This window comes from Streptomyces sp. SS1-1 (genome assembly GCF_008973465.1).
Classification (GTDB): domain Bacteria; phylum Actinomycetota; class Actinomycetes; order Streptomycetales; family Streptomycetaceae; genus Streptomyces.
In genome coordinates this window covers 1,394,177-1,412,957 of sequence record NZ_WBXN01000004.1, presented here as the reverse complement: position 1 = coordinate 1,412,957, position 18,781 = coordinate 1,394,177, and the positions used below count along the sequence as shown (strand labels likewise).

Sequence of the window (18,781 nt, the reverse complement as noted above, 5' to 3'; positions counted from 1 at the left end):
ACCGCCGGCCCTGGTGGGTCGTTCAAGGGCGAACGTTAGGTATCCACTCATGCTGACCCTTCTCGGCTTCGCCATGATCGCGACCTTCCTGGTCCTGATCATGATGAAGAAGATGTCACCGATCGCGGCACTCGTGCTGATCCCGGCCGCGTTCTGCGTCTTCGTCGGAAAGGGCGCGAAGCTCGGGGACTACGTCATCGACGGCGTCACCAGCCTCGCGCCCACCGCGGCGATGCTCATGTTCGCGATCGTCTACTTCGGGGTGATGATCGACGTCGGCCTGTTCGACCCGATCGTGCGGGGCATCCTGCGGTTCTGCAAGGCCGACCCGATGCGCATCGTCGTCGGCACGGCTGCGCTCGCCGCGGTCGTCTCGCTCGACGGCGACGGCTCGACCACCTTCATGATCACGGTCTCGGCGATGTACCCGCTGTACAAGCGCCTGAAGATGAGCCTGGTCGTGATGACCGGCGTCGCCGCGATGGCCAACGGCGTGATGAACACGCTGCCCTGGGGCGGCCCGACCGCCCGCGCCGCCACCGCGCTCAAGGTCGACGCCGGCGATGTCTTCGTCCCGATGATCCCGGCCCTCGCCGTCGGCCTGCTGGCCGTCCTCGTCCTGTCGTACGTCCTCGGGGTGCGCGAGCGCCGGCGCCTCGGGACGCTCGCCCTCGACGCGGTCCTGGTCGAGGAGAAGGAGCCGGAGACGGTCCTCGTGGGCGCGGGCGGCACCGGTTCGGTGACGGCCGACTCCCTGGCGGGCGGCGGGAGTTCCGAGAGCGCCGACGACGAGCGCTTCGCCGCGCTCGACCCCGGCCGGCCCACCCTGCGGCCCCGCCTGTACTGGTTCAACGCGCTGCTCACGGTCGCCCTGCTGACCGCCATGATCATGGAACTGCTGCCCATCCCGGTGCTGTTCCTGCTCGGCGCCGCGCTCGCGCTCTCCGTGAACTTCCCGCACATCCCGGACCAGAAGGCCCGCCTGGCCGCCCACGCCGACAACGTCCTCAACGTCTCCGGCATGGTCTTCGCCGCCGCCGTCTTCACCGGTGTCCTCCAGGGCACGGGCATGGTCGACCACATGGCCACCTGGATGGTGGACGTCATCCCCGACGGCATGGGCCCGCACATGGCCCTGGTCACCGGCGTGCTGAGCCTCCCGCTCACCTACTTCATGTCCAACGACGGCTTCTACTTCGGCGTCCTGCCCGTCCTCGCCGAGGCCGGCGCCGCCCACGGCGTCACCCCGCTGGAGATGGCCCGCGCCTCCCTGGCCGGCCAGCCGCTGCACATGTCGAGCCCGCTCGTCCCGGCCGTCTACGTCCTCGTCGGCATGGCCAAGGTCGAGTTCGGCGACCACACCCGGTTCGTGGTCAAGTGGGCCGCGCTCACCTGCCTCGTCGTCCTCGCGGCCGGCGTCCTCTTCGGCACCGTCTGACCCGCTCCACGGAGGATTCCGCTCATGGCGCCCGGTGGGAACCGCGGCTGGCTGCTCCGCCTCGTCATCGCCTTCAGCTTCGCACAGGGGGCGGTGTCGATGGCCCGGCCCGCCGTCTCCTACCGGGCCCTCGCGCTCGGCGCCGACGAGCGGGCGGTCGGCGTGATCGCCGGGGTGTACGCCCTGCTCCCGCTGTTCGCCGCGGTCCCGCTGGGCCGCCGCACCGACCACGGACGCTGCGCCCCGCTGCTGCCCGCCGGCGTCGTGCTGATCTCCGGCGGCTGCGCGCTGAGCGGCCTGGCCGGCTCGCTGGGGGCGATGGCCGTCTGGAGCGGCGTGATGGGCCTCGGCCACCTCTGCTTCGTCATCGGAGCGCAGTCCCTCGTCGCCCGGCAGTCCGCCCCGCACGAACAGGACCGCAACTTCGGGCACTTCACCATCGGCGCCTCCCTCGGCCAGCTCGTCGGGCCGATCGCGGCGGGCGCGCTGATCGGCGGCCCGGACCGGGCGCACGGCAGCGCGCTCGCCCTGCTGGTGGCGGGCGCCGGATGCGCGGTCGCCCTCTCCTCGCTGTGGCGCACAGAGAGCCGTACGGCCGCCGAGTCCCGCAAGGCGCCGGGCGACCGGGTGTCCGTCGGGCGCATCCTGCGCTCCCGGGGCGTCCCCGGCGGCATCTTCGTCAGCCTCTCCGTGCTCTCCGCCACCGACATCCTCACCGCCTACCTCCCGGTGGTCGGCGAGCACCGGGGCATCGCGCCCTCCGTGGTCGGGGTCCTGCTCAGTCTGCGCGCCGTGGCGACCATCGCCTGCCGGCTGGTCCTGACGCCCCTGCTGCGGCTGCTCGGGCGCACGGCGCTGCTGACGGTCACCTGTCTGCTCGGCGGCCTGCTGTGCGCGGGCGTGGCGCTGCCGGTGCCGGTGTGGGCGCTCGCGGCGATGCTGACGGTGCTGGGTTTCTGCCTCGGCGTCGGCCAGCCGCTCTCCATGACGACCGTGGTCCAGGCGGCCCCCGAGGGCGCCCGCTCCACCGCCCTCGCGCTGCGGCTGACCGGCAACCGCCTCGGGCAGGTCGCCGCCCCGGCGTCGGCGGGCCTGGTCGCGGGACTGGCCGGGGTGGCGGCGCCGTTCATGATGCTGGGCGCGCTGCTGCTGGTCTCGGCGGGGACGGCCCTGCGCTCGCCCGAGCGGCCGTCCGGGGAGGCGGGGGACGACGGCGCGCGACGCGGACCGAGAGCCGTATTGCGTCGAAAGAGTGGTATCTGATGGGCCGTAAGGCCCTGCTTCCATGATCTTGACGGCAGATGTGAAAGAGAGTCAGAGACGAGCGATTTGTACGAAAATCGTCTGACTCGGAGGACTCGCATGCCCACCACGCCTCTTCGACGCCGAGCCGCGCGCATCGCCGCCGTCACGGCGCTCACCGCCGCGCTGACCCCGCTCACCGGGCTGCCGTCCGCCGGAGCCGTCGCTCCGATGGCCCCCGGGGACAACGGCACTGTCAAGATCCACACGGCGCCGTGGGACGGGGTCGGACGCACGCGCGTCGGCGACGCCATCGACGAGCCCAGGGTCTGCCGCTTCTACCTCGACCTGGCGAACTTCGAGACGGTCGGGACCGTGACCTGGAACATCGTGACCGATCCGACGGTCCCGAGCGGGGCCACGCTCAACGGCGCCGTGACCCTGGTCAACGGCATCGGGCACAGCGAGGACCTGACCCTTCCGGACGGCCAGTACCGGCTGACCTGGGAGTTCCGGGGCGCCACCGCCCAGAACCGGGAGAAGACGTTCACCGTCGACTGCCGGGCCTCCATGTCCACCCCCTCGCCCGCCCCGCAGGGCGGACCGGCCGCCGGGGGTGGCGGGATCGCCCGTGACCAGGCCTTCACCACGGTCGCCGGCGCCGCCGCCGTCGGCCTGACCGCCGTGGGCGGGGTGATGTGGTTCCGGCTCCGTCGCCGTTCGCATGGCGCGTAGAAGGCGCCGGCCCTGGTACCGCAGGCGCGCGTACCGGCTCGCCAGGACGGCGGTCCTGACCGTCGTCCTGGTGATGGCCGGCGACCGGATCGTCCACCGGGAGGGCCACGGAGCCGGCACCGCCGCGCCGGCTCCGCAGCCCCGGGCCGTCGAGGCCGGTGACGCGCGCCCCGGTGTCACCGGCCCCGCCACCACCCCGCCCCCGTCCCCCTCCGCGAGCGCCCGGACCACCGCCGCTGCCGCCACCCCGGCCCCGCGTCCGGCCCGCACGTCCGCGGCGCCGCGCACGCTGCCCCGCTCCCGGGCGACCCGTATCGTCATCCCCTACATCGGCGTCGACGCCGACCTCATGGACCTGGGCCTGGACAGCGAGCGCCGGCTGACCACACCGCCCGAGGACAAGCCCGAACTGGCCGGCTGGTACACGGACGGGCCGTCCCCCGGCGAGCCCGGCACCGCCATCGCCGTCGGCCATCTGGACACGAACACCGGCCCCGCCGTCTTCGGCGGCCTCGGCGAGCTCGAGCGCGGCAAGCGGGTCGAGGTCCGGCGCGCCGACGGGCGTACCGCCGTCTACACGGTCGACGCCGTCAAGGCGTACGAGAAGGACAAGTTCCCCAACCGGCTGGTGTACGGCACGCGCGACCGTCCCGAGCTGCGGCTCATCACCTGCGGCGGCAACTACGACCGCAGGACCGGCTACTCGGGCAACGTGGTCGTCTTCGCGCACCTCACCGGCACCCGCGAGCCCGCGCGCAAAGGCTGAACGGAAGTCCCGCGCAAGGCCGAACGGAGCCCCGCGCAAGGGCTGAACGGCAGCGTCCGCTTTCTCACGTGCTGGACCGCGCCGCCCGATCCCGCCCGTTCCCTTCCCCCGGCCGCACACATTCCGTTAACTTCCGTGACTCACACGCCCCGTACGACCCGCACGAGGCGAACCAGTGAGCCGCCGGGGGCAGCCGCCATGACACGCGCCATCTCTCTGCACGCCGTGAGCAAGTCGTACACGCGGGGCGCCCGCGTCGTCGACCGGCTCTCGCTCGACATCCGGCCCGGTGAGTTCCTCGTCCTCCTCGGGCCCTCCGGCTGCGGCAAGTCCACCGTGCTCCGCATGATCGCCGGCCTGGAGGAGATCGACGAAGGCGAACTGCTCCTGGACGGCGAGCACGCCAACGACCTGCTGCCCGCCGACCGGCGGATGGCCATGGTCTTCCAGAACTTCGCGCTCTACCCGAGCATGACCAGCCGCGACAACATCGGTTTCCCGCTGCGCATCGAGGCGCCCGGCGACGACCCCCGCCCACGGGTCGAGGCCACCGCCCGGATGCTCGGCATCGAGGAACTGCTCGACCGGTTCCCCGGTCAGCTCTCCGGCGGGGAGCGCCAGCGTGTCGCCATGGGCCGGGCCATCGCCCGCCGCCCCACGGCGTTCCTGATGGACGAACCGCTGTCCAACCTGGACGCCAAGCTCCGCAACCACCTGCGCGCCGAGATATCCGGCCTGACCCGCACCCTCGGCGTCACCACGGTCTACGTCACCCACGACCAGGCCGAGGCCATGTCGCTCGGCGACCGGGTCGCCGTACTGCGCGGCGGCGTCCTCCAGCAGGTCGGCACCCCGCGCACGGTGTACGCCCTGCCCCGCAACGTCTTCGTCGCCGCCTTCATCGGCACCCCGCGCATCAACCTGCTGCGCGGCGTCGTCCGCGCCCCGCTCGACGGCGCCATGACCATCAGCCTCGGCAAGCAGTTCCTGCGGCTGCCCGAACCCCTCAGCCTGGACCACCAGTTGCTCCGGGTCCAGCAGGGCCGCGAGGTCATCGTGGGCCTGCGCTCGGAGGCCGTGCGGATCGGCGACCGGGCCGCCGCACGGCCCGGCGAGACCCACATCACGGGTCTGGTCGAGCATGTGGAGTTCCAGGGGCACGAGATGCTCGTCCACTTCAACACCGGTTCCCGGCCCGCCGTCGTCCCCGACCTGGAGGCGCCGCGCCCCGTCCCGCCGGGCCGGCGCCGCCGCCGCGAGGGCGGCACCGTGCTGGAGCGGCTGCGCGGCCGGGTGGACGCCCTGCGGGCCGGCCCGGTGGTGACCGTGGAGGAGCCCGACGGTCCGGCCGAGGAGCCGGCCCCGCCCGAGGGGCGTCTCCCGGGCGACCTCATCGTGCGCACCACCCCCGACCTCGCGCTGCGGCACGGGATGCAGGTGCCGCTGCTCGTGGACATCGCCCATCTGTTCGTCTTCGACCAGCACGGCGACCGGATCTGCCCGGCCCCGGCGCGGCTGCCTGACCTGGAGGAGTGACGGCGCGAGGGTGGCTCCCGGCCGGGCCGATCCCCTGGGTCCCTGGCGCACTAAAACTATCGCCGCTAGTTTATGAACCGGACGACCACAGCCGGAACGACGAACGCGGCGGCGGCCGGTCGACGGCCCGCCCCGGGAGGAACCGCCATGAAGGCACACGACGGCATGTACATCGACGGAGCCTGGCGCCCCGCCGCCGGCCAGGACGTCATCGAGGTGGTGAACCCGGCCGACGAGCAGGTCCTCGCCACGGTCCCGGCCGGCACCGCCGCCGACGTCGACGCCGCCGTACGGGCTGCCCGGGCCGCGCTGCCGGGCTGGGCCGCCACCCCGCCCGCCGAGCGCGCCGCCCGGCTGACCGCGCTGCGGGACGTCCTGGACGCCCGCCGGGACGAGATCGCCACGACGGTGACCGCCGAGCTGGGCGCCCCGCTGAAGTTCTCCCAGGCCGTCCACGCGGCCGTGCCGATCGCGGTGGCCGGCTCGTACGCGGAGCTCGCGGGCACGTACGCGTTCGAGGAGAAGGTCGGCAACTCGACCGTGTACCACGAGCCGATCGGCGTGGTCGGTGCCATCACGCCCTGGAACTACCCGCTCCACCAGATCGTCGCCAAGGCCGCCCCGGCGCTGGCCGCGGGCTGCACGATCGTCCTGAAGCCCGCCGAGAACACCCCGCTGGTCGCCCAGCTCTTCGCCGAGGCGGTGCACGAGGCCGGGGTCCCGGCGGGCGTCTTCAACCTGGTCACCGGGCTCGGCCCGGTCGCCGGGCAGGCCCTCGCCGAGCACCCGGGCGTCGACCTGGTCTCCTTCACCGGCTCCACGGCCGTCGGACGGCGGATCGCCTCGGTGGCCGGCGCCGCCGTCAAGAAGGTCGCCCTGGAGCTCGGCGGCAAGTCCGCCAACGTCGTCCTGCCGGGCGCCGACCTGGCCAAGGCGGTCAACGTCGGGGTCGCCAACGTGATGTCCAACTCCGGCCAGACCTGCAGCGCCTGGACCCGCATGCTGGTCCACCGCGACCAGTACGACGAGGCCGTCGAGCTGGCCGCGCAGGCCGCCGCGAAGTACGGCGAGCGCATCGGCCCCGTGGTCAGCGCCCGGCAGCAGGAGCGCGTGCTCGGCTACATCGAGAAGGGCGTCGCCGAAGGGGCCCGGCTGGTCGCGGGCGGCCCCGAGGCGCCGCGGGAGAAGGGCTACTTCGTCAGCCCGACCGTCTTCGCCGACGTCGCCCCCGACATGACGATCGCCCAGGAGGAGATCTTCGGGCCGGTCCTGTCGATCCTGCGGTACGAGGACGAGGAGGACGCCCTGCGGATCGCCAACGGGACCGTGTACGGTCTCGCCGGAGCCGTGTGGGCCGCGGACGAGGAGCGGGCGGTGGCCTTCGCGCGCCGGATGGACACCGGCCAGGTCGACATCAACGGGGGCCGGTTCAACCCGCTGGCCCCCTTCGGCGGCTACAAGCAGTCCGGCGTCGGCCGGGAACTCGGCGCCCACGGCCTCGCCGAGTACCTCCAGACCAAGTCCCTGCAGTTCTGAGGCCCGCAGTTCCGAGGTCCCGCAGTTCCGGGGTCCAGCAGTCCTGAGGCCCGCCACCCGTCCTTCGCGCACCGAGGAGTCGTCCGTCATGGCCGTCCGCGCCGTCGTCCTGCCCGCCGTCGGGGCCCCGCTCGAGGTCACCGAGATCGTCCTGCCCGACCCCGGACCCGGTCAGGTCCGCGTCCGGCTCGCCGCCGCCGGCGTCTGCCACTCCGACCTGTCCCTGTCCGACGGGACGATGCGCGTCCCCGTCCCCGCCGTGCTCGGCCACGAGGGCGCGGGCACCGTCGTCGCCGTCGGCGAGGGGGTGGCCGGCGTCGCGCCCGGCGATCGGGTCGTCCTGAACTGGGCCCCCTCCTGCGGGAGTTGCCACGCCTGCGGCCTCGGCGAGGTGTGGTTGTGCGCCAACGCGCTCAACGGCGCCGCGAACGTCCACGCCCGCACCGCCGACGGCACCGAGCTCCACCCCGGCCTGAACGTGGCCGCGTTCGCCGAGGAGACCGTCGTCCCGGTGAACTGCGTCCTGCCGCTGCCGGACGGTGTGCCGCTCACCGACGCCGCCCTGCTGGGCTGCGCCGTCCTCACCGGCTACGGCGCCGTGCACCACTCGGCGCGGGTCCGGGCCGGCGAGAGCGTCGCCGTGTTCGGCGTCGGCGGCGTCGGCCTGGCCGCGCTCCAGTCGGCACGCATCGCGGGCGCCGGGCGGATCGTGGCCGTCGACGTCTCCCCGGCGAAGGAGGAGCTGGCGCGCGCGGCGGGCGCCACCGACTACGTCGTCGCGTCCGACACCACCGCCCGGGAGATCCGGGGCCTGACCGGGAAGCAGGGCGTGGACGTCGCCGTGGAGTGCGTGGGCCGCGCCGCCACGATCCGCGCCGCCTGGGACTCCACCCGGCGCGGCGGCCGGACCACGGTCGTCGGCATCGGCGGCAAGGACCAGCAGGTCACCTTCAACGCCCTGGAGATCTTCCACTGGGGCCGCACCCTCGCCGGCTGCGTCTACGGCAACTCCGACCCGGCGCGGGACGTCCCCGTCCTCGCCGCACACGTCCGCGAGGGCCGCCTCGACCTCGGCGCCCTGGTCACCGAACGGATCGCCCTGGACGGCATCCCGGCCGCCTTCGAGAACATGCTCGCCGGCAAGGGAGGCCGCGCCCTGGTCGTCTTCTGACCGGCCCCGGCGCCCAGTGTCCGGTCACAGCGACTCGTGGGTCCGCCCGGTGCGCGGCGTCTTCGCCACCACCCGGGCGGACCGCCCGCCCGACCGCGACACGGCGACCCCGGCCAGGCACAGCACCCCGCCCGCCAGCGTGAACAGCCCCGGCACCTCGTCCAGCACCAGCCACGACATCAGCACCACCAGCGCGGGCACCGCGTACGTCGTCGCGCCCATCCGGCTGGCGGTCGTACGGGCCAGGGCGTACGCCCAGGTGGTGAAGGCCAGCGCGAGCGAGAACACCCCCAGGTAGACCATGTGGAGCGTGGCCGGCAGCGAGGCGTGCGCCACGTCCGTGACCAGCTGCCCGGCGAACGGCAGGCACAGCACGGCGCCCACCAGACACCCGTACGTCGTCACCTGGAGGGCGCTCGCGTGCCCCAGCGCGGGCTTCTGCGCCACGACCCCGCCCGCGTACCCGACGGCGGCCAGCAGGCACAGGCCCACGCCCAGCACCGAGGAGCCGCCCCCGCCGGACATCGACACGCCCACGGTCACCGCCCCGGCGAAGGAGACCGCCATCCCGGCCAGCAGCCGCGGCGGCATCGGGTCCCCGAGCAGCCGGGCGCCCAGCAGGGCGATGAGCAGGGGCCCGACGTTCACCACGAGGGCCGCCGTGCCGGCGTCGACCTCCTGCTCGCCCCAGTTCAGCACCACGCTGTAGAGGCCGAACCAGAGCAGGCCCGACACCGCGACGCCGGGCCAGGCCGCCCGGGGCGGCGGCCCCTCCCGCCGGATCAGGCACAGCGCGCCCAGAACCGCGGCGCCGACGAGCAGCCGTCCGAGCGCGAGCGCGCCCGGCGAGTACTCCTCGCCCGCGCGGCGGATCGACACGAACGCCGAGGCCCACAGCACGACGGTGACGGTGGCGGCGCCCGCGGCGAGCAGCCCGGTACGGCGGGACGGAGAGGCGGGGGAGGAGGTCATCATGCTCCGAGCGTCGGAAGGGGGCGGGTGGGGACCGGTGGATCGTGGACCGGGAACGGGGCCCGGCGAAAGTGGTTTTCGGACGGCGGCCGTCAGCGCAGGGAGCCCGCCTCGACGCCGAGCAGGCCGAGGAACGCCCGCTCACCGGCGGCGGTCACCTTCACGGCCCGCTCCGAGCCGATCCGTACGCACCACCCGGTGTCCAGCGCGTGCCGGCACAGGGCGGCGCCCGCGACCCCGGCGAGATGCGGCCGGCGTTCGGTCCAGTCGAGGCAGGCGCGGGCCAGCGGGCGCCGCCCGGTCCGCTCCAGCGGGATGCCGGCGGCGCCGAACCAGCCGACGCCCGCGTCGGTCAGGGCGAACCCGGTGTCCTGGCGCAGCAGCCCGCGCGCGGTCAGCGCGTCGGTGAGCGCGATGCCGAGCCGCCCGGCGAGATGGTCGTAGCAGGTGCGGGCGCGGGCCATCGCCGAGTGGGCGCCGGCCTCCCGCAGGTTCCGTGGCGCGGGCCGGGCGCCCGGGCTCACCTGCGCCACCAGGTCCTCCACCAGCTGCGCGGTCCGCGCGTCGGCCAGCCGTACGTACCGGTGCCGCCCCTGCCGTTCCTCGGCGAGGAGTCCGCCCGCGACGAGCTTGCCGAGGTGCTCGCTGAGGGTCGACGGGGCGACCCCGGCGTGCCGGGCCAGCTCCCCGGCGGTCCAGGCCCGCCCGTCGAGCAGGGCCAGCAGACAGGCCGCCCGTGTCTCGTCGGCGATGAGCGCGGCGAGCCGGGCGAGCCGCGGTGCCTGGGGTTCCCTGGAGGTCATGCCTCCCAGGATGGGGCACGGACGTTTCGGTCCGCGCCGAAGAGTGCCCCGCCTCAGCCCTGGCCGGTCAGACGCGTGTACTGCGCGGCCAGCCCGTCCAGCAGGGCGGCGAGCCCCGTCTCGAAGGCCCGCTCGTCGACCTTCTCCTGCTGCTCGGCGAGGAGGTGCGCCTGGCCGAGGTGGGGGTAGTCGGCGGGGTCGTACGCGCTGGCGTCGTCCACGAAGCCGCCCGCGAACGAGCCGAGCGCCGAGCCCATGATGAAGTACCGCATCAGCGCGCCGATGGAGGTGGCCTGCGACGCGGGCCAGCCCGCCTCGACCATCGCGCCGTACACGGCGTCCGCGAGCCGCAGCGCGGCCGGGCGGCGGCCGGGCCCGCGCGCCAGCACCGGGACGATGTTGGGGTGGTCGCGCAGGGCCGCCCGGTAGGAGACGGCCCAGTCGTGCAGCGCGGTCCGCCAGTCGCGGCCGTCCTCGAACATCGACAGATCGACCTGGGCGCTCACCGAGTCGGCGACCGCCTCCAGGATCTCGTCCTTGGTGCGGAAGTGGTTGTAGAGGGAGGGACCGCTGACGCCCAGTTCGGCGGCGAGCCGGCGCGTGGAGAGAGCCGCCAGGCCCTCCGTGTCCACGAGTTCGCGGGCCGTCGCGACGATCCGGTCGTAGCTGAGGAGGGGCTTGCGCGGTCGGGCCATGGCGCACATAGTAGGGCTGCCCGATGGAAACTAGCAGTGTTAGTTTAATGGTGAGGTGTCCGCCGCATGAACCTGGAGCTCAGCGAGGAGCAGGCCGCCGTCCGCCGGTTGGCCCGGGACTTCGTCGCCCGTGAGATCGCCCCGCACGCCGTCGCCTGGGACCGCGCCGAGGAGGTCGACCGCGCGATCGTCAAGAAGCTCGGCGAGGTCGGCTTCCTGGGCCTGACCATCGACGAGGAGTACGGCGGCTCGGGCGGCGACCATCTCGCGTACTGCCTGGTCACCGAGGAGCTGGGCCGGGGTGACTCGTCCGTGCGCGGCATCGTCTCCGTCTCGCTGGGCCTGGTCGCCAAGACGATCGCGGCCTGGGGGAGCGAGGAGCAGAAGCGGCGCTGGCTGCCCGGGCTCACCGCGGGCGAGCTGGTCGGCTGCTTCGGCCTCACCGAGCCCGGCACCGGCTCCGACGCGGGCGGCCTCGCCACCCGGGCCGTACGCGACGGCGACGACTACGTCATCTCCGGCACCAAGATGTTCATCACCAACGGCACCTGGGCGGACGTCGTGCTGCTCTTCGCCCGCTCCACGGACGCGCCCGGCCACAAGGGCGTCTCCGCCTTCCTCGTGCCCACGGACACGCCCGGCCTGACCCGCCACACCGTCCACGGCAAGCTCGGCCTGCGCGGCCAGGCCACCGCCGAACTCGTCCTCGACGGGGTGCGGGTGCCCGCGTCGGCGCGGGTGGGCGAGGAGGGCAAGGGGTTCTCCGTCGCCATGTCGGCGCTGGCCAAGGGCCGGATGTCGGTCGCCGCGGGCTGTGTGGGCATCGCCCAGGCCGCGCTCGACGCCGCCGTGGGCTACGCGGGGGAGCGCGAGCAGTTCGGCAAGCCCATCGCAGGGCACCAGCTGGTCCAGGAGCTGATCAGCGACATCGCCGTCGACGTGGACGCGGCCCGGCTGCTGACCTGGCGGGTCGCCGACCTGATCGACCGGGGGCAGCCGTTCGCCGTGGAGTCCTCCAAGGCCAAGCTGTTCGCCTCCGAGGCCGCCGTCCGCGCCGCCAACAACGCCCTGCAGGTCTTCGGCGGCTACGGCTACATCGACGAGTACCCGGTGGGCAAGCTGCTGCGCGACGCCCGCGTGATGACCCTCTACGAGGGCACCAGCCAGATCCAGAAGCTGGTCATCGGCCGGGCGCTCACCGGGGTGTCCGCGTTCTGAGCACCGGCCCGGAGGTTCCGGGGTTTCTGAGTACGGGCTGAGTACCCCGACGGATACCGGAGCGGCCGCGGCGGCCCGAGCATGGGCCCATGAGTGACACATCGGGCAAGCCCCAGAACACCGCGGCCTTCTACGGCCAGGCCGTCGCCTCCTTCGCGGTCGCCATGGCCGCGACCGCGATCGGCATCTTCAAGCTGAACGCCGACGCCTGGGTCCGGGCCTTCCTGGCGATCGCCGTGCTGTACCTCGTCACCTCCGCGTTCACCCTCGCCAAGGTGATCCGGGACCGCCAGGACGCGACGGCACCGCCCGCCTACCCGCCCTTCCCCAAGCACTGAGGGTCCGGGGCCGCCCCGCGCGCTAAGCGCCCGCTCACCTGGGGCGGTATGGTGGAGCCTCGGTCAGCGAGAGGGGCGAGTGAGCGATGAGTACGGCGGAGGACACGGCCGGCGGCGAGACGTCGGCGTGGGGTGAGGTCACGCCCGACGCGGCCCGGCGGCTGCTGATCGCCGCCGTGGAGGCCTTCGCCGAGCGCGGCTACCACGCCACCACGACCCGCGACATCGCGGGCCGCGCCGGGATGAGCCCCGCGGCGCTCTACATCCACTACAAGACCAAGGAGGAGCTCCTCCACCGGATCAGCCGCATCGGCCACGAGAAGGCGCTGGAGATCCTGCGCACGGCGGCCCGGGGCGAGGGCACCCCGGCCCAGCGGCTCGCCGACGCGGTGGGCTCCTTCGTCCGCTGGCACGCCGGCGGGCGCACCACCGCCCGCGTCGTGCAGTACGAACTCGACTCGCTGGGCCCCGACGCCCGCGCCGAGATCCTCGCCCTGCGCCGCCAGTGCGACGCCGAGGTGCGCGGGATCATCGAGGACGGCGTGGCGGCCGGCGACTTCGACGTCCTGGACGTCAAGGGCACCACCCTCGCCGTGCTGTCCCTGTGCATCGACGTGGCCCGCTGGTTCAACGTGTCCGGCCCCTGGACGCCGGACGAGGTCGGCGCGCTGTACGCCGACCTCGTGCTGCGGATGGTCGGGGCGAAGTAGCCCCGGCCGAAGGGCTGTTCTAGAGGTAGTACCGGGACACCGACTCGGCCACGCAGACCGGCTTGTCCCCGCCCTCGCGCTCCACGGTGAAGGCGACGCTGACCTGCACCCCGCCCGGCACGTCCGTGACGTCCGTGATGACGGCGGTGGCGCGCAGCCGCGAGCCCACCGGGACCGGGGCGGGGAAACGCACCTTGTTGGTGCCGTAGTTGACGCCCATCCTCACGCCCTCCACGGAGATCAGCTGCGGGCCGAACAGCGGCAGCAGCGACAGCGTGAGATAGCCGTGGGCGATCGTCGTCCCGAACGGGCCGGCGGCGGCCTTCTCCGGGTCCACGTGGATCCACTGGTGGTCCCCGGTGGCCTCGGCGAAGGTGTCGATCCGCTTCTGGTCGACCTCCAGCCAGTCCGTGTACCCCAGCTGCTCGCCCACCGCCGCCTTCAGGTCGTCGGCGCCGGTGAAGATCCTCGGCTCTGCCATGTCCAGGCCTCTCGCGTCACATGTCTCGGAACGGCACTCTAAGCAACTGCTTAGCATGCTAGGCCGGGGGATGCCTGTCAACGGACCGGGGGAGTGACACGGTGGGTAGGTTGGGGGCGTGCCCCAGATCCCCGAGAAGATCCACGAGCTCACGGTCGGGCAGCTGTCCGCCCGCAGCGGTGCCGCGGTGTCCGCCCTGCACTTCTACGAGTCCAAGGGCCTCATCACCAGCCGCCGCACCTCCGGGAACCAGCGCCGCTACACCCGTGACACCCTGCGCCGCGTCGCCTTCGTCCGGGCCGCGCAGCGCGTCGGCATCCCGCTGGCCACGATCCGCGAGGCGCTCGCCGAACTCCCCGAAGAACGCACGCCCACCCGGGAGGACTGGGCGCGGCTGTCGGAGGCATGGCGCTCGGAGCTCGACGAACGCATCAGCCGGCTCAACCGTCTGCGCGACCACCTGACCGACTGCATCGGCTGTGGCTGTCTCTCCCTCGACGGCTGCGTGCTGTCCAACCCCGACGACATCACGGGTGAACGGCTGACGGGCTCGCGCCTGCTGGCCGAGCAGCGGGGGAACGGGCGACGGCAGGACGCCGGGCGCTCCTGACCGCACGTCACCCCGTGCGCGGGCCGCCCGGCAGCCACTTCAGCGCCTCACTCACCAACGCGGCGTTGGACGCGGCCCGTTCGCCGTCCGGCAGGAACAGCGTGTCCTCCAGGCCGATACGGGTCGCCAGTCCCAGCCGGCCCGCCAGCCGCAGCACCGGCCACGCGCCCCCGTCCTCCCCGTGCAGCAGCACCGGACGGCCGTGGGCGGGCCCCAGCTCGGCGAGCAGCGCGCGGGCCGTCGTCACCGCGGCGTCCGGGTCCGGGTCGGTCACCTCCGCCAGCACCCGCAGCACCCTCGGACCCAGCGGGGACGCGGCGAACCGGGCCGCGCCGTCCGTGCCGGACCAGATGCCCGCCTCCACGCCCACGCCCCGCTCCAGCAGCGCGGCGGCCACTTCCTCGGCGCCCGGCTCGTGCCAGTTGACCGAGGCGTGGTCGGGCAGGACCGTCCATGCGCGGACGCGCGCCACCCGCGCCGCCGGGTCCGGTTCCGCCCAGGCGCCGGTCGTCACCCCGACCGGCACCCGCACCCGGTCCCGCAGCGCGGTGAGCACCGGGGCCAGCACCCGTCCGGACAGACTGTCCCGCCCGCAGGGGGACTTGGGGTGGACGTGCACATCCGTGGCCCCGGCGGCGACCGCCTCGGCGGCCGACTCCACGAGGGCCGACGGCGTGAGCGGTACGGCCGTGCCGTCGCCCGCTCCCCGTGAACCGTTCAGACAGACCTGGACCATGTCACCGATGGTGCCATGCGGCACCGACAGCGTGAGGACGCGGCAGCGCGTCCCGAGGGAGGGGGTGCGGCATCCCCGGCGCACCCCCGACGTGCTTGAGTCACCCCCGCAGGGGCGTCCCCCTATGCGGACATGAGCAACCGGCGTCCGCGGCGCGCCGTCGCCAGTGCCTCCGGTGTGAGAACCGGACGCGGCACCACGATGCCGCAGTCCGTGCACACCGGGCCCGACGACGGTTCATGGGCCAGGTCGTACTTCCAGACCAGCCGGTCCCCGTCGCACACCGGGCAGGTCGAGCCCGGCGCGCGCTCCAGCGCGGAGATCAGCTTGCGCAGCACGTCGGCCAGCGGCTCCCGCGGGTGCACCCGGGGGTCGTCGCACCAGGCGACGCCGAACCCGCCCCAGGTCAGCCGGTGCCAGTCGTCCACGCTGCCCGGCCTGCGCAGCCCGTCGTGCTTCTCCTTCTTGCGCCGCTCGGCGAACGCCACCTCGTAGGCCAGCCAGACCGAACGCGCCTCTTCCAGCTCCTCCAACGCGGCCACGAGCCGCGCCGGCTCAGGAGAGCGGTCCTCCGGACCGAATCCCGCCCGGGAGCACAAGTGGTCCCAGGTCGCCCTGTGCCCGTACGGAGCGAACCGCTCCAGGCACTTGCGCAGTGAATAACGCCGCAGTGCCAGGTCGCACCGCGGATCGCGCACCTGTCTCGCCAGACTCCGGAAACCTGCCATCGCCCTGCACCTCCGTCACACCTGCACCTGTACTTCGGTCACTTCGGCGACACCGCGCCTCCTTCCCGCGCGGCGTTGACGAATAGACGTATCGACACGCGATTCGGCTCCCTCCGATGTCCGGCGACTTCCCCAGCGAGCCCTGACGACTCGGAAACCTGACGCATGTTCATCTTCAATCCCGGGGATACCGCCGGTAACGTCCCGGCCCACCCTCGTCGGTAGGAGCTGCCATGCCACGGCGTACCCCACGCAACGCCCCAGCCGCACTGAGAACTCCCGGCGGATTCCCCGGGTTCCTGAAGGCCGCATCCGTATGCACGTTGATTGCCGGACTTTTGTCACCCCTTTCCCCGGCGGTGACCGCCGCCCGGGCCGCCGCCGCCGAGCCGGCCGCCGTGACCGACCACTGCGGCGGACGCTGCTCCGACATCCTCCCGCCGGGTCAGAACGGCAACGCGACCCTGGCCCAGATCCTGCTCAACCAGGCCTTCGGCACCCTGCCCGAGCACGCCTCCGACCAGCTCGGCCCCTACGCCGCCCTGGCCAAGGGCCATACGGGACTCACCGACGCCACCGTCAACACCTTCTTCAACGACGCCTCGTTCGGCGTCCCCTCCGACCAGGTCGCCTCCACCCTGAAGCCCGCCGGACGCACCGACGTGACGATCGTCCGGGACAAGAAGACGGGCGTGCCCCACATCACCGGGACCACCCGCTACGGCACCGAGTTCGGCGCGGGCTACGCGGCAGCCCAGGACCGGCTGTGGCTGATGGACGTGTTCCGGCACGTCGGACGCGGTCAGTTGACCTCCTTCGCCGGCGGAGCCCCGTCCAACCAGGGCCTCGAGCAGCAGTTCTGGCGCAGCGCGCCCTACACCGAGGCCGAACTGCAGGCGCAGATCGACAGTGCCGTCGCCAAGGGCGGCGACCGCGGCCGGCAGGCCCTCGCCGACGCCACGGCCTACCTCGACGGCGTCAACAGCTACATCGACGCCTCCGACAGCGGCCGCTACTTCCCCGGCGAGTACGTCCTGACCGGCCACAAGGACGCGATCACCAACGCCGGCACCATCGAGCACTTCAAGCTCACGGACCTGGTCGCGCTCGCCTCCGTCATCGGCGCCCTGTTCGGCTCGGGAGGCGGCGGCGAGGTCGACAACGCGCTCTCCCTGCTGGCCGCCCAGGAGAAGTACGGCGTCGTCGAGGGCACCCGGCTGTGGGAGTCGTTCCGGCAGCGCAACGACCCCGAGGCCGCCGTCACCGTCCACGGCAAGAGCTTCCCGTACGCCACGAAGCCCGCCGACCCGCAGGGCACGGCCCTGCCCGACGCCGGCTCGGTGACCGACGAGCCACTGGTGTACGACCGGACCGGCAGCGCGGCCGGCGCCGCCGCGGGCGGTGCCTCCGCGAAGGCCGGAGCCGCCGCCCTCGGCTCGGCCCGGCGCGGCATGTCCAACGCGCTCGTCGTCAGCGGCGAGCACACCGCGAGCGGCCGTCCGATCGCCGTCTTCGGGCCGCAGACCGGCTACTTCGCGCCCCAGCTGCTGCTGCTCCAGGAGATCCAGGGCCCGGGCATCAGCGCGCGCGGCGCCTCCTTCGCCGGCCTGAGCATGTACGTCGAGCTGGGGCGCGGCCAGGACTACGCGTGGAGCGCCACGACCTCCGGCCAGGACATCATCGACACCTACGCCGTCGAGCTGTGCCAGGACGACCACCACTACCTGTACCGCGGCACCTGCACCGCGATGGACAAGGTCGAGCAGAAGAACGCCTGGAAGCCGACGACCGCCGACGGCACCGCCGCGGGCTCGTACACGATGCGGGTGTGGCGCACGAAGTACGGACCGGTGACGCACCGGGCGACCGTCGGCGGCAAGAAGGTCGCCTACACCAGCCTGCGCTCGTCGTACTTGCACGAGGTCGACTCGATCATCGGCTTCCAGATGCTGAACGACCCCGACTACGTCAAGGGCCCGGCGGACTTCCAGCGGGCCACGCAGCACATCAACTACACCTTCAACTGGTTCTACGCGGACTCCGCGCACACCGCCTACTACAACAGCGGCGACAACCCGGTCCGCGCGGCCGGCGTCGACGCGGACTTCCCGGTCTGGGCGCGCCCGGCCCACGAGTGGCGGGGCTGGGACCCGGCGGGGAACACCGCGCAGTACACCCCGGCGTCCGAGCACCCCAACTCCGTCGACCAGGACTACTACATCTCCTGGAACAACAAGCAGGCCGCCGACTACAGCGCCGCGCCCTGGGGCGACGGCTCCGTCCACCGGGGCGACCTGCTCGACGACCGGGTGCGCGCGCTGGTCGCGAAGGGCGGGGTGACCCGGGCCGCGCTGGTGAAGGCGATGGCCGACGCGGGCCTGGCCGACCTGCGTGCCGAGGACGTGCTGCCCGGCCTGCTGAGGGTCGTCACGAGTACCCCGGTGACCGACTCCACGGCGGCAGCGGCGGTGAGCAAACTCCAGGCGTGGGTGGCGGCGGGCGCCCGGCGCACCGAGACCTCCGCCGGCTCCAAGAAGTACGCCGACGCCGACGCGATCCGCATCCTCGACGCCTGGTGGCCACGGCTGGTGAAGGCCCAGTTCGAACCCGGCCTCGGCAGCACCCTGTTCACGGCGATGCAGCGCAACCTGCCCGTCGACGAGGCACCGTCCGCCGGGCACGGCCCCACCGGATCGCACGCCGGGAGCTCCTTCCAGTACGGCTGGTGGAGCTATGTCGACAAGGACATCCGGGCGGTGCTCGGTGAGCCGGTCCGGGGCCCGCTCGACCGCGCCTACTGCGGCGGCGGCAGCCTCAGCGCCTGCCGGGACCTGCTGATCAGCACCCTGAAGGAGGCGGCCGGCCGTACGGCGGCCCAGGTCTACCCCGGCGACGACCAGTGCGCGGCGGGCGATCAGTGGTGCGCCGACGCGATCGTCCAGCGCACCCTGGGCGGCATCAAGCACGGGAAGATCAGCTGGCAGAACCGGCCGACCTACCAGCAGGTCGTGGAGTTCGCCTCGCACCGGTGACCGGCGGGGTGCCGGCGCGGGGGCCGCGACCCCC

General features: G+C 73.3%; 18 protein-coding genes. 12 read left to right on the top strand and 6 right to left on the bottom strand.

Annotated elements, in window-relative coordinates:
• Positions 1–13: 13 nt before the first annotated feature.
• The 7 genes from F8R89_RS07600 to F8R89_RS07570 all read left to right on the top strand — a co-directional run bounded on the left by F8R89_RS07600 (position 14) and on the right by F8R89_RS07570 (position 8,424).
• Complete coding sequence (locus tag F8R89_RS07600; protein ID WP_383656859.1) at positions 14–1,438, top strand: CitMHS family transporter; 1,425 nt, start codon at positions 14–16, stop codon at positions 1,436–1,438.
• 24 nt (positions 1,439–1,462) lie between these two features.
• Positions 1,463–2,701 (top strand): MFS transporter, encoded by a 1,239-nt coding sequence (locus tag F8R89_RS07595; RefSeq protein WP_151783237.1) that lies wholly within the window; start codon positions 1,463–1,465, stop codon positions 2,699–2,701.
• A 99-nt stretch (positions 2,702–2,800) separates the two neighbouring features.
• Entirely contained in the window at positions 2,801–3,415 is a 615-nt protein-coding gene (locus tag F8R89_RS07590; protein WP_151783236.1) for a hypothetical protein, read from the top strand.
• Complete coding sequence (locus tag F8R89_RS07585; protein WP_225994345.1) at positions 3,405–4,181, top strand: class F sortase; 777 nt, start codon at positions 3,405–3,407, stop codon at positions 4,179–4,181. Before F8R89_RS07590 ends, F8R89_RS07585 begins: the two co-directional genes overlap by 11 nt.
• A gap of 198 nt (positions 4,182–4,379) precedes the next feature.
• Positions 4,380–5,717 (top strand): ABC transporter ATP-binding protein, encoded by a 1,338-nt coding sequence (locus F8R89_RS07580; protein ID WP_151783235.1) that lies wholly within the window; start codon positions 4,380–4,382, stop codon positions 5,715–5,717.
• A gap of 147 nt (positions 5,718–5,864) precedes the next feature.
• Positions 5,865–7,253, top strand: a complete 1,389-nt coding sequence (locus F8R89_RS07575; protein WP_151783234.1) for an aldehyde dehydrogenase family protein — start codon at positions 5,865–5,867, stop codon at positions 7,251–7,253.
• Positions 7,254–7,341: 88 nt separating this feature from the next.
• Complete coding sequence (locus F8R89_RS07570; RefSeq protein WP_151783233.1) at positions 7,342–8,424, top strand: Zn-dependent alcohol dehydrogenase; 1,083 nt, start codon at positions 7,342–7,344, stop codon at positions 8,422–8,424.
• A gap of 24 nt (positions 8,425–8,448) precedes the next feature.
• On the opposite strand, the gene F8R89_RS07565 is transcribed toward F8R89_RS07570, so the two are convergent.
• The 3 genes from F8R89_RS07565 to F8R89_RS07555 form a co-directional block, all read right to left on the bottom strand.
• Positions 8,449–9,399: a DMT family transporter gene (locus tag F8R89_RS07565; RefSeq protein ID WP_151783232.1), complete on the bottom strand. Its 951-nt coding sequence runs from the start codon at positions 9,397–9,399 to the stop codon at positions 8,449–8,451.
• Positions 9,400–9,488: 89 nt separating this feature from the next.
• Positions 9,489–10,199 carry an ArsR/SmtB family transcription factor gene (locus F8R89_RS07560; protein WP_151783231.1) on the bottom strand — a complete coding sequence of 237 codons (711 nt, stop codon included), beginning with the start codon at positions 10,197–10,199 and terminating at the stop codon, positions 9,489–9,491.
• A 53-nt stretch (positions 10,200–10,252) separates the two neighbouring features.
• The gene (locus F8R89_RS07555) at positions 10,253–10,894 is read right to left on the bottom strand and encodes a TetR/AcrR family transcriptional regulator (RefSeq protein WP_151783230.1); all 642 of its coding nucleotides are present in this window, start codon (positions 10,892–10,894) and stop codon (positions 10,253–10,255) included.
• 66 nt (positions 10,895–10,960) lie between these two features.
• Here F8R89_RS07555 and F8R89_RS07550 point away from each other — a divergent pair, with 66 nt between their 5' ends.
• From F8R89_RS07550 to F8R89_RS07540, 3 genes are all read left to right on the top strand, one after another.
• Entirely contained in the window at positions 10,961–12,112 is a 1,152-nt protein-coding gene (locus tag F8R89_RS07550) for an acyl-CoA dehydrogenase family protein (protein ID WP_151783229.1), read from the top strand.
• Positions 12,113–12,201: 89 nt separating this feature from the next.
• Positions 12,202–12,450, top strand: coding sequence for a YiaA/YiaB family inner membrane protein (locus F8R89_RS07545; RefSeq protein WP_151783228.1), 249 nt, complete (start codon positions 12,202–12,204; stop codon positions 12,448–12,450).
• Positions 12,451–12,536: 86 nt separating this feature from the next.
• Complete coding sequence (locus F8R89_RS07540) at positions 12,537–13,160, top strand: TetR/AcrR family transcriptional regulator (RefSeq protein WP_151783227.1); 624 nt, start codon at positions 12,537–12,539, stop codon at positions 13,158–13,160.
• A gap of 19 nt (positions 13,161–13,179) precedes the next feature.
• Here the strand turns inward: F8R89_RS07540 and F8R89_RS07535 are convergent, their stop codons facing one another.
• Entirely contained in the window at positions 13,180–13,641 is a 462-nt protein-coding gene (locus F8R89_RS07535; protein ID WP_151783226.1) for a MaoC family dehydratase, read from the bottom strand.
• Positions 13,642–13,759: 118 nt separating this feature from the next.
• Between F8R89_RS07535 and soxR the strand changes: the two genes are divergently transcribed.
• On the top strand, positions 13,760–14,251 hold the full coding sequence (gene soxR / locus F8R89_RS07530; RefSeq protein WP_108706126.1) for a redox-sensitive transcriptional activator SoxR: 492 nt from the start codon (positions 13,760–13,762) through the stop codon (positions 14,249–14,251).
• Between the two features lie 7 nt (positions 14,252–14,258).
• On the opposite strand, the gene F8R89_RS07525 is transcribed toward soxR, so the two are convergent.
• Both F8R89_RS07525 and F8R89_RS07520 read right to left on the bottom strand, forming a co-directional pair.
• Entirely contained in the window at positions 14,259–14,987 is a 729-nt protein-coding gene (locus F8R89_RS07525; protein ID WP_151783225.1) for a 3-keto-5-aminohexanoate cleavage protein, read from the bottom strand.
• A 122-nt stretch (positions 14,988–15,109) separates the two neighbouring features.
• Complete coding sequence (locus F8R89_RS07520) at positions 15,110–15,715, bottom strand: hypothetical protein (RefSeq protein ID WP_151783224.1); 606 nt, start codon at positions 15,713–15,715, stop codon at positions 15,110–15,112.
• A 233-nt stretch (positions 15,716–15,948) separates the two neighbouring features.
• Between F8R89_RS07520 and F8R89_RS07510 the strand changes: the two genes are divergently transcribed.
• Positions 15,949–18,747, top strand: coding sequence for a penicillin acylase family protein (locus F8R89_RS07510; RefSeq protein ID WP_151783223.1), 2,799 nt, complete (start codon positions 15,949–15,951; stop codon positions 18,745–18,747).
• Positions 18,748–18,781 lie beyond the last annotated feature (34 nt).

Excerpts from the sequence above, each read along its gene's own strand:
- F8R89_RS07595 (WP_151783237.1), top strand. The coding sequence starts at position 1,463 with ATGGCGCCCGGTGGGAACCGCGGCTGGCTGCTCCGCCTCGTCATCGCC.
- F8R89_RS07535 (WP_151783226.1), bottom strand. The coding sequence starts at position 13,641 with ATGGCAGAGCCGAGGATCTTCACCGGCGCCGACGACCTGAAGGCGGCG.
- F8R89_RS07565 (WP_151783232.1), bottom strand. The coding sequence starts at position 9,399 with ATGATGACCTCCTCCCCCGCCTCTCCGTCCCGCCGTACCGGGCTGCTC.
- F8R89_RS07545 (WP_151783228.1), top strand. The coding sequence starts at position 12,202 with ATGAGTGACACATCGGGCAAGCCCCAGAACACCGCGGCCTTCTACGGC.
- F8R89_RS07560 (WP_151783231.1), bottom strand. The coding sequence starts at position 10,199 with ATGACCTCCAGGGAACCCCAGGCACCGCGGCTCGCCCGGCTCGCCGCG.
- F8R89_RS07580 (WP_151783235.1), top strand. The coding sequence starts at position 4,380 with ATGACACGCGCCATCTCTCTGCACGCCGTGAGCAAGTCGTACACGCGG.
- F8R89_RS07570 (WP_151783233.1), top strand. The coding sequence starts at position 7,342 with ATGGCCGTCCGCGCCGTCGTCCTGCCCGCCGTCGGGGCCCCGCTCGAG.
- F8R89_RS07555 (WP_151783230.1), bottom strand. The coding sequence starts at position 10,894 with ATGGCCCGACCGCGCAAGCCCCTCCTCAGCTACGACCGGATCGTCGCG.
- F8R89_RS07540 (WP_151783227.1), top strand. The coding sequence starts at position 12,537 with ATGAGTACGGCGGAGGACACGGCCGGCGGCGAGACGTCGGCGTGGGGT.
- F8R89_RS07590 (WP_151783236.1), top strand. The coding sequence starts at position 2,801 with ATGCCCACCACGCCTCTTCGACGCCGAGCCGCGCGCATCGCCGCCGTC.
- F8R89_RS07520 (WP_151783224.1), bottom strand. The coding sequence starts at position 15,715 with ATGGCAGGTTTCCGGAGTCTGGCGAGACAGGTGCGCGATCCGCGGTGC.
- F8R89_RS07550 (WP_151783229.1), top strand. The coding sequence starts at position 10,961 with ATGAACCTGGAGCTCAGCGAGGAGCAGGCCGCCGTCCGCCGGTTGGCC.
- F8R89_RS07525 (WP_151783225.1), bottom strand. The coding sequence starts at position 14,987 with ATGGTCCAGGTCTGTCTGAACGGTTCACGGGGAGCGGGCGACGGCACG.
- F8R89_RS07585 (WP_225994345.1), top strand. The coding sequence starts at position 3,405 with ATGGCGCGTAGAAGGCGCCGGCCCTGGTACCGCAGGCGCGCGTACCGG.
- F8R89_RS07510 (WP_151783223.1), top strand. The coding sequence starts at position 15,949 with ATGCCACGGCGTACCCCACGCAACGCCCCAGCCGCACTGAGAACTCCC.
- F8R89_RS07575 (WP_151783234.1), top strand. The coding sequence starts at position 5,865 with ATGAAGGCACACGACGGCATGTACATCGACGGAGCCTGGCGCCCCGCC.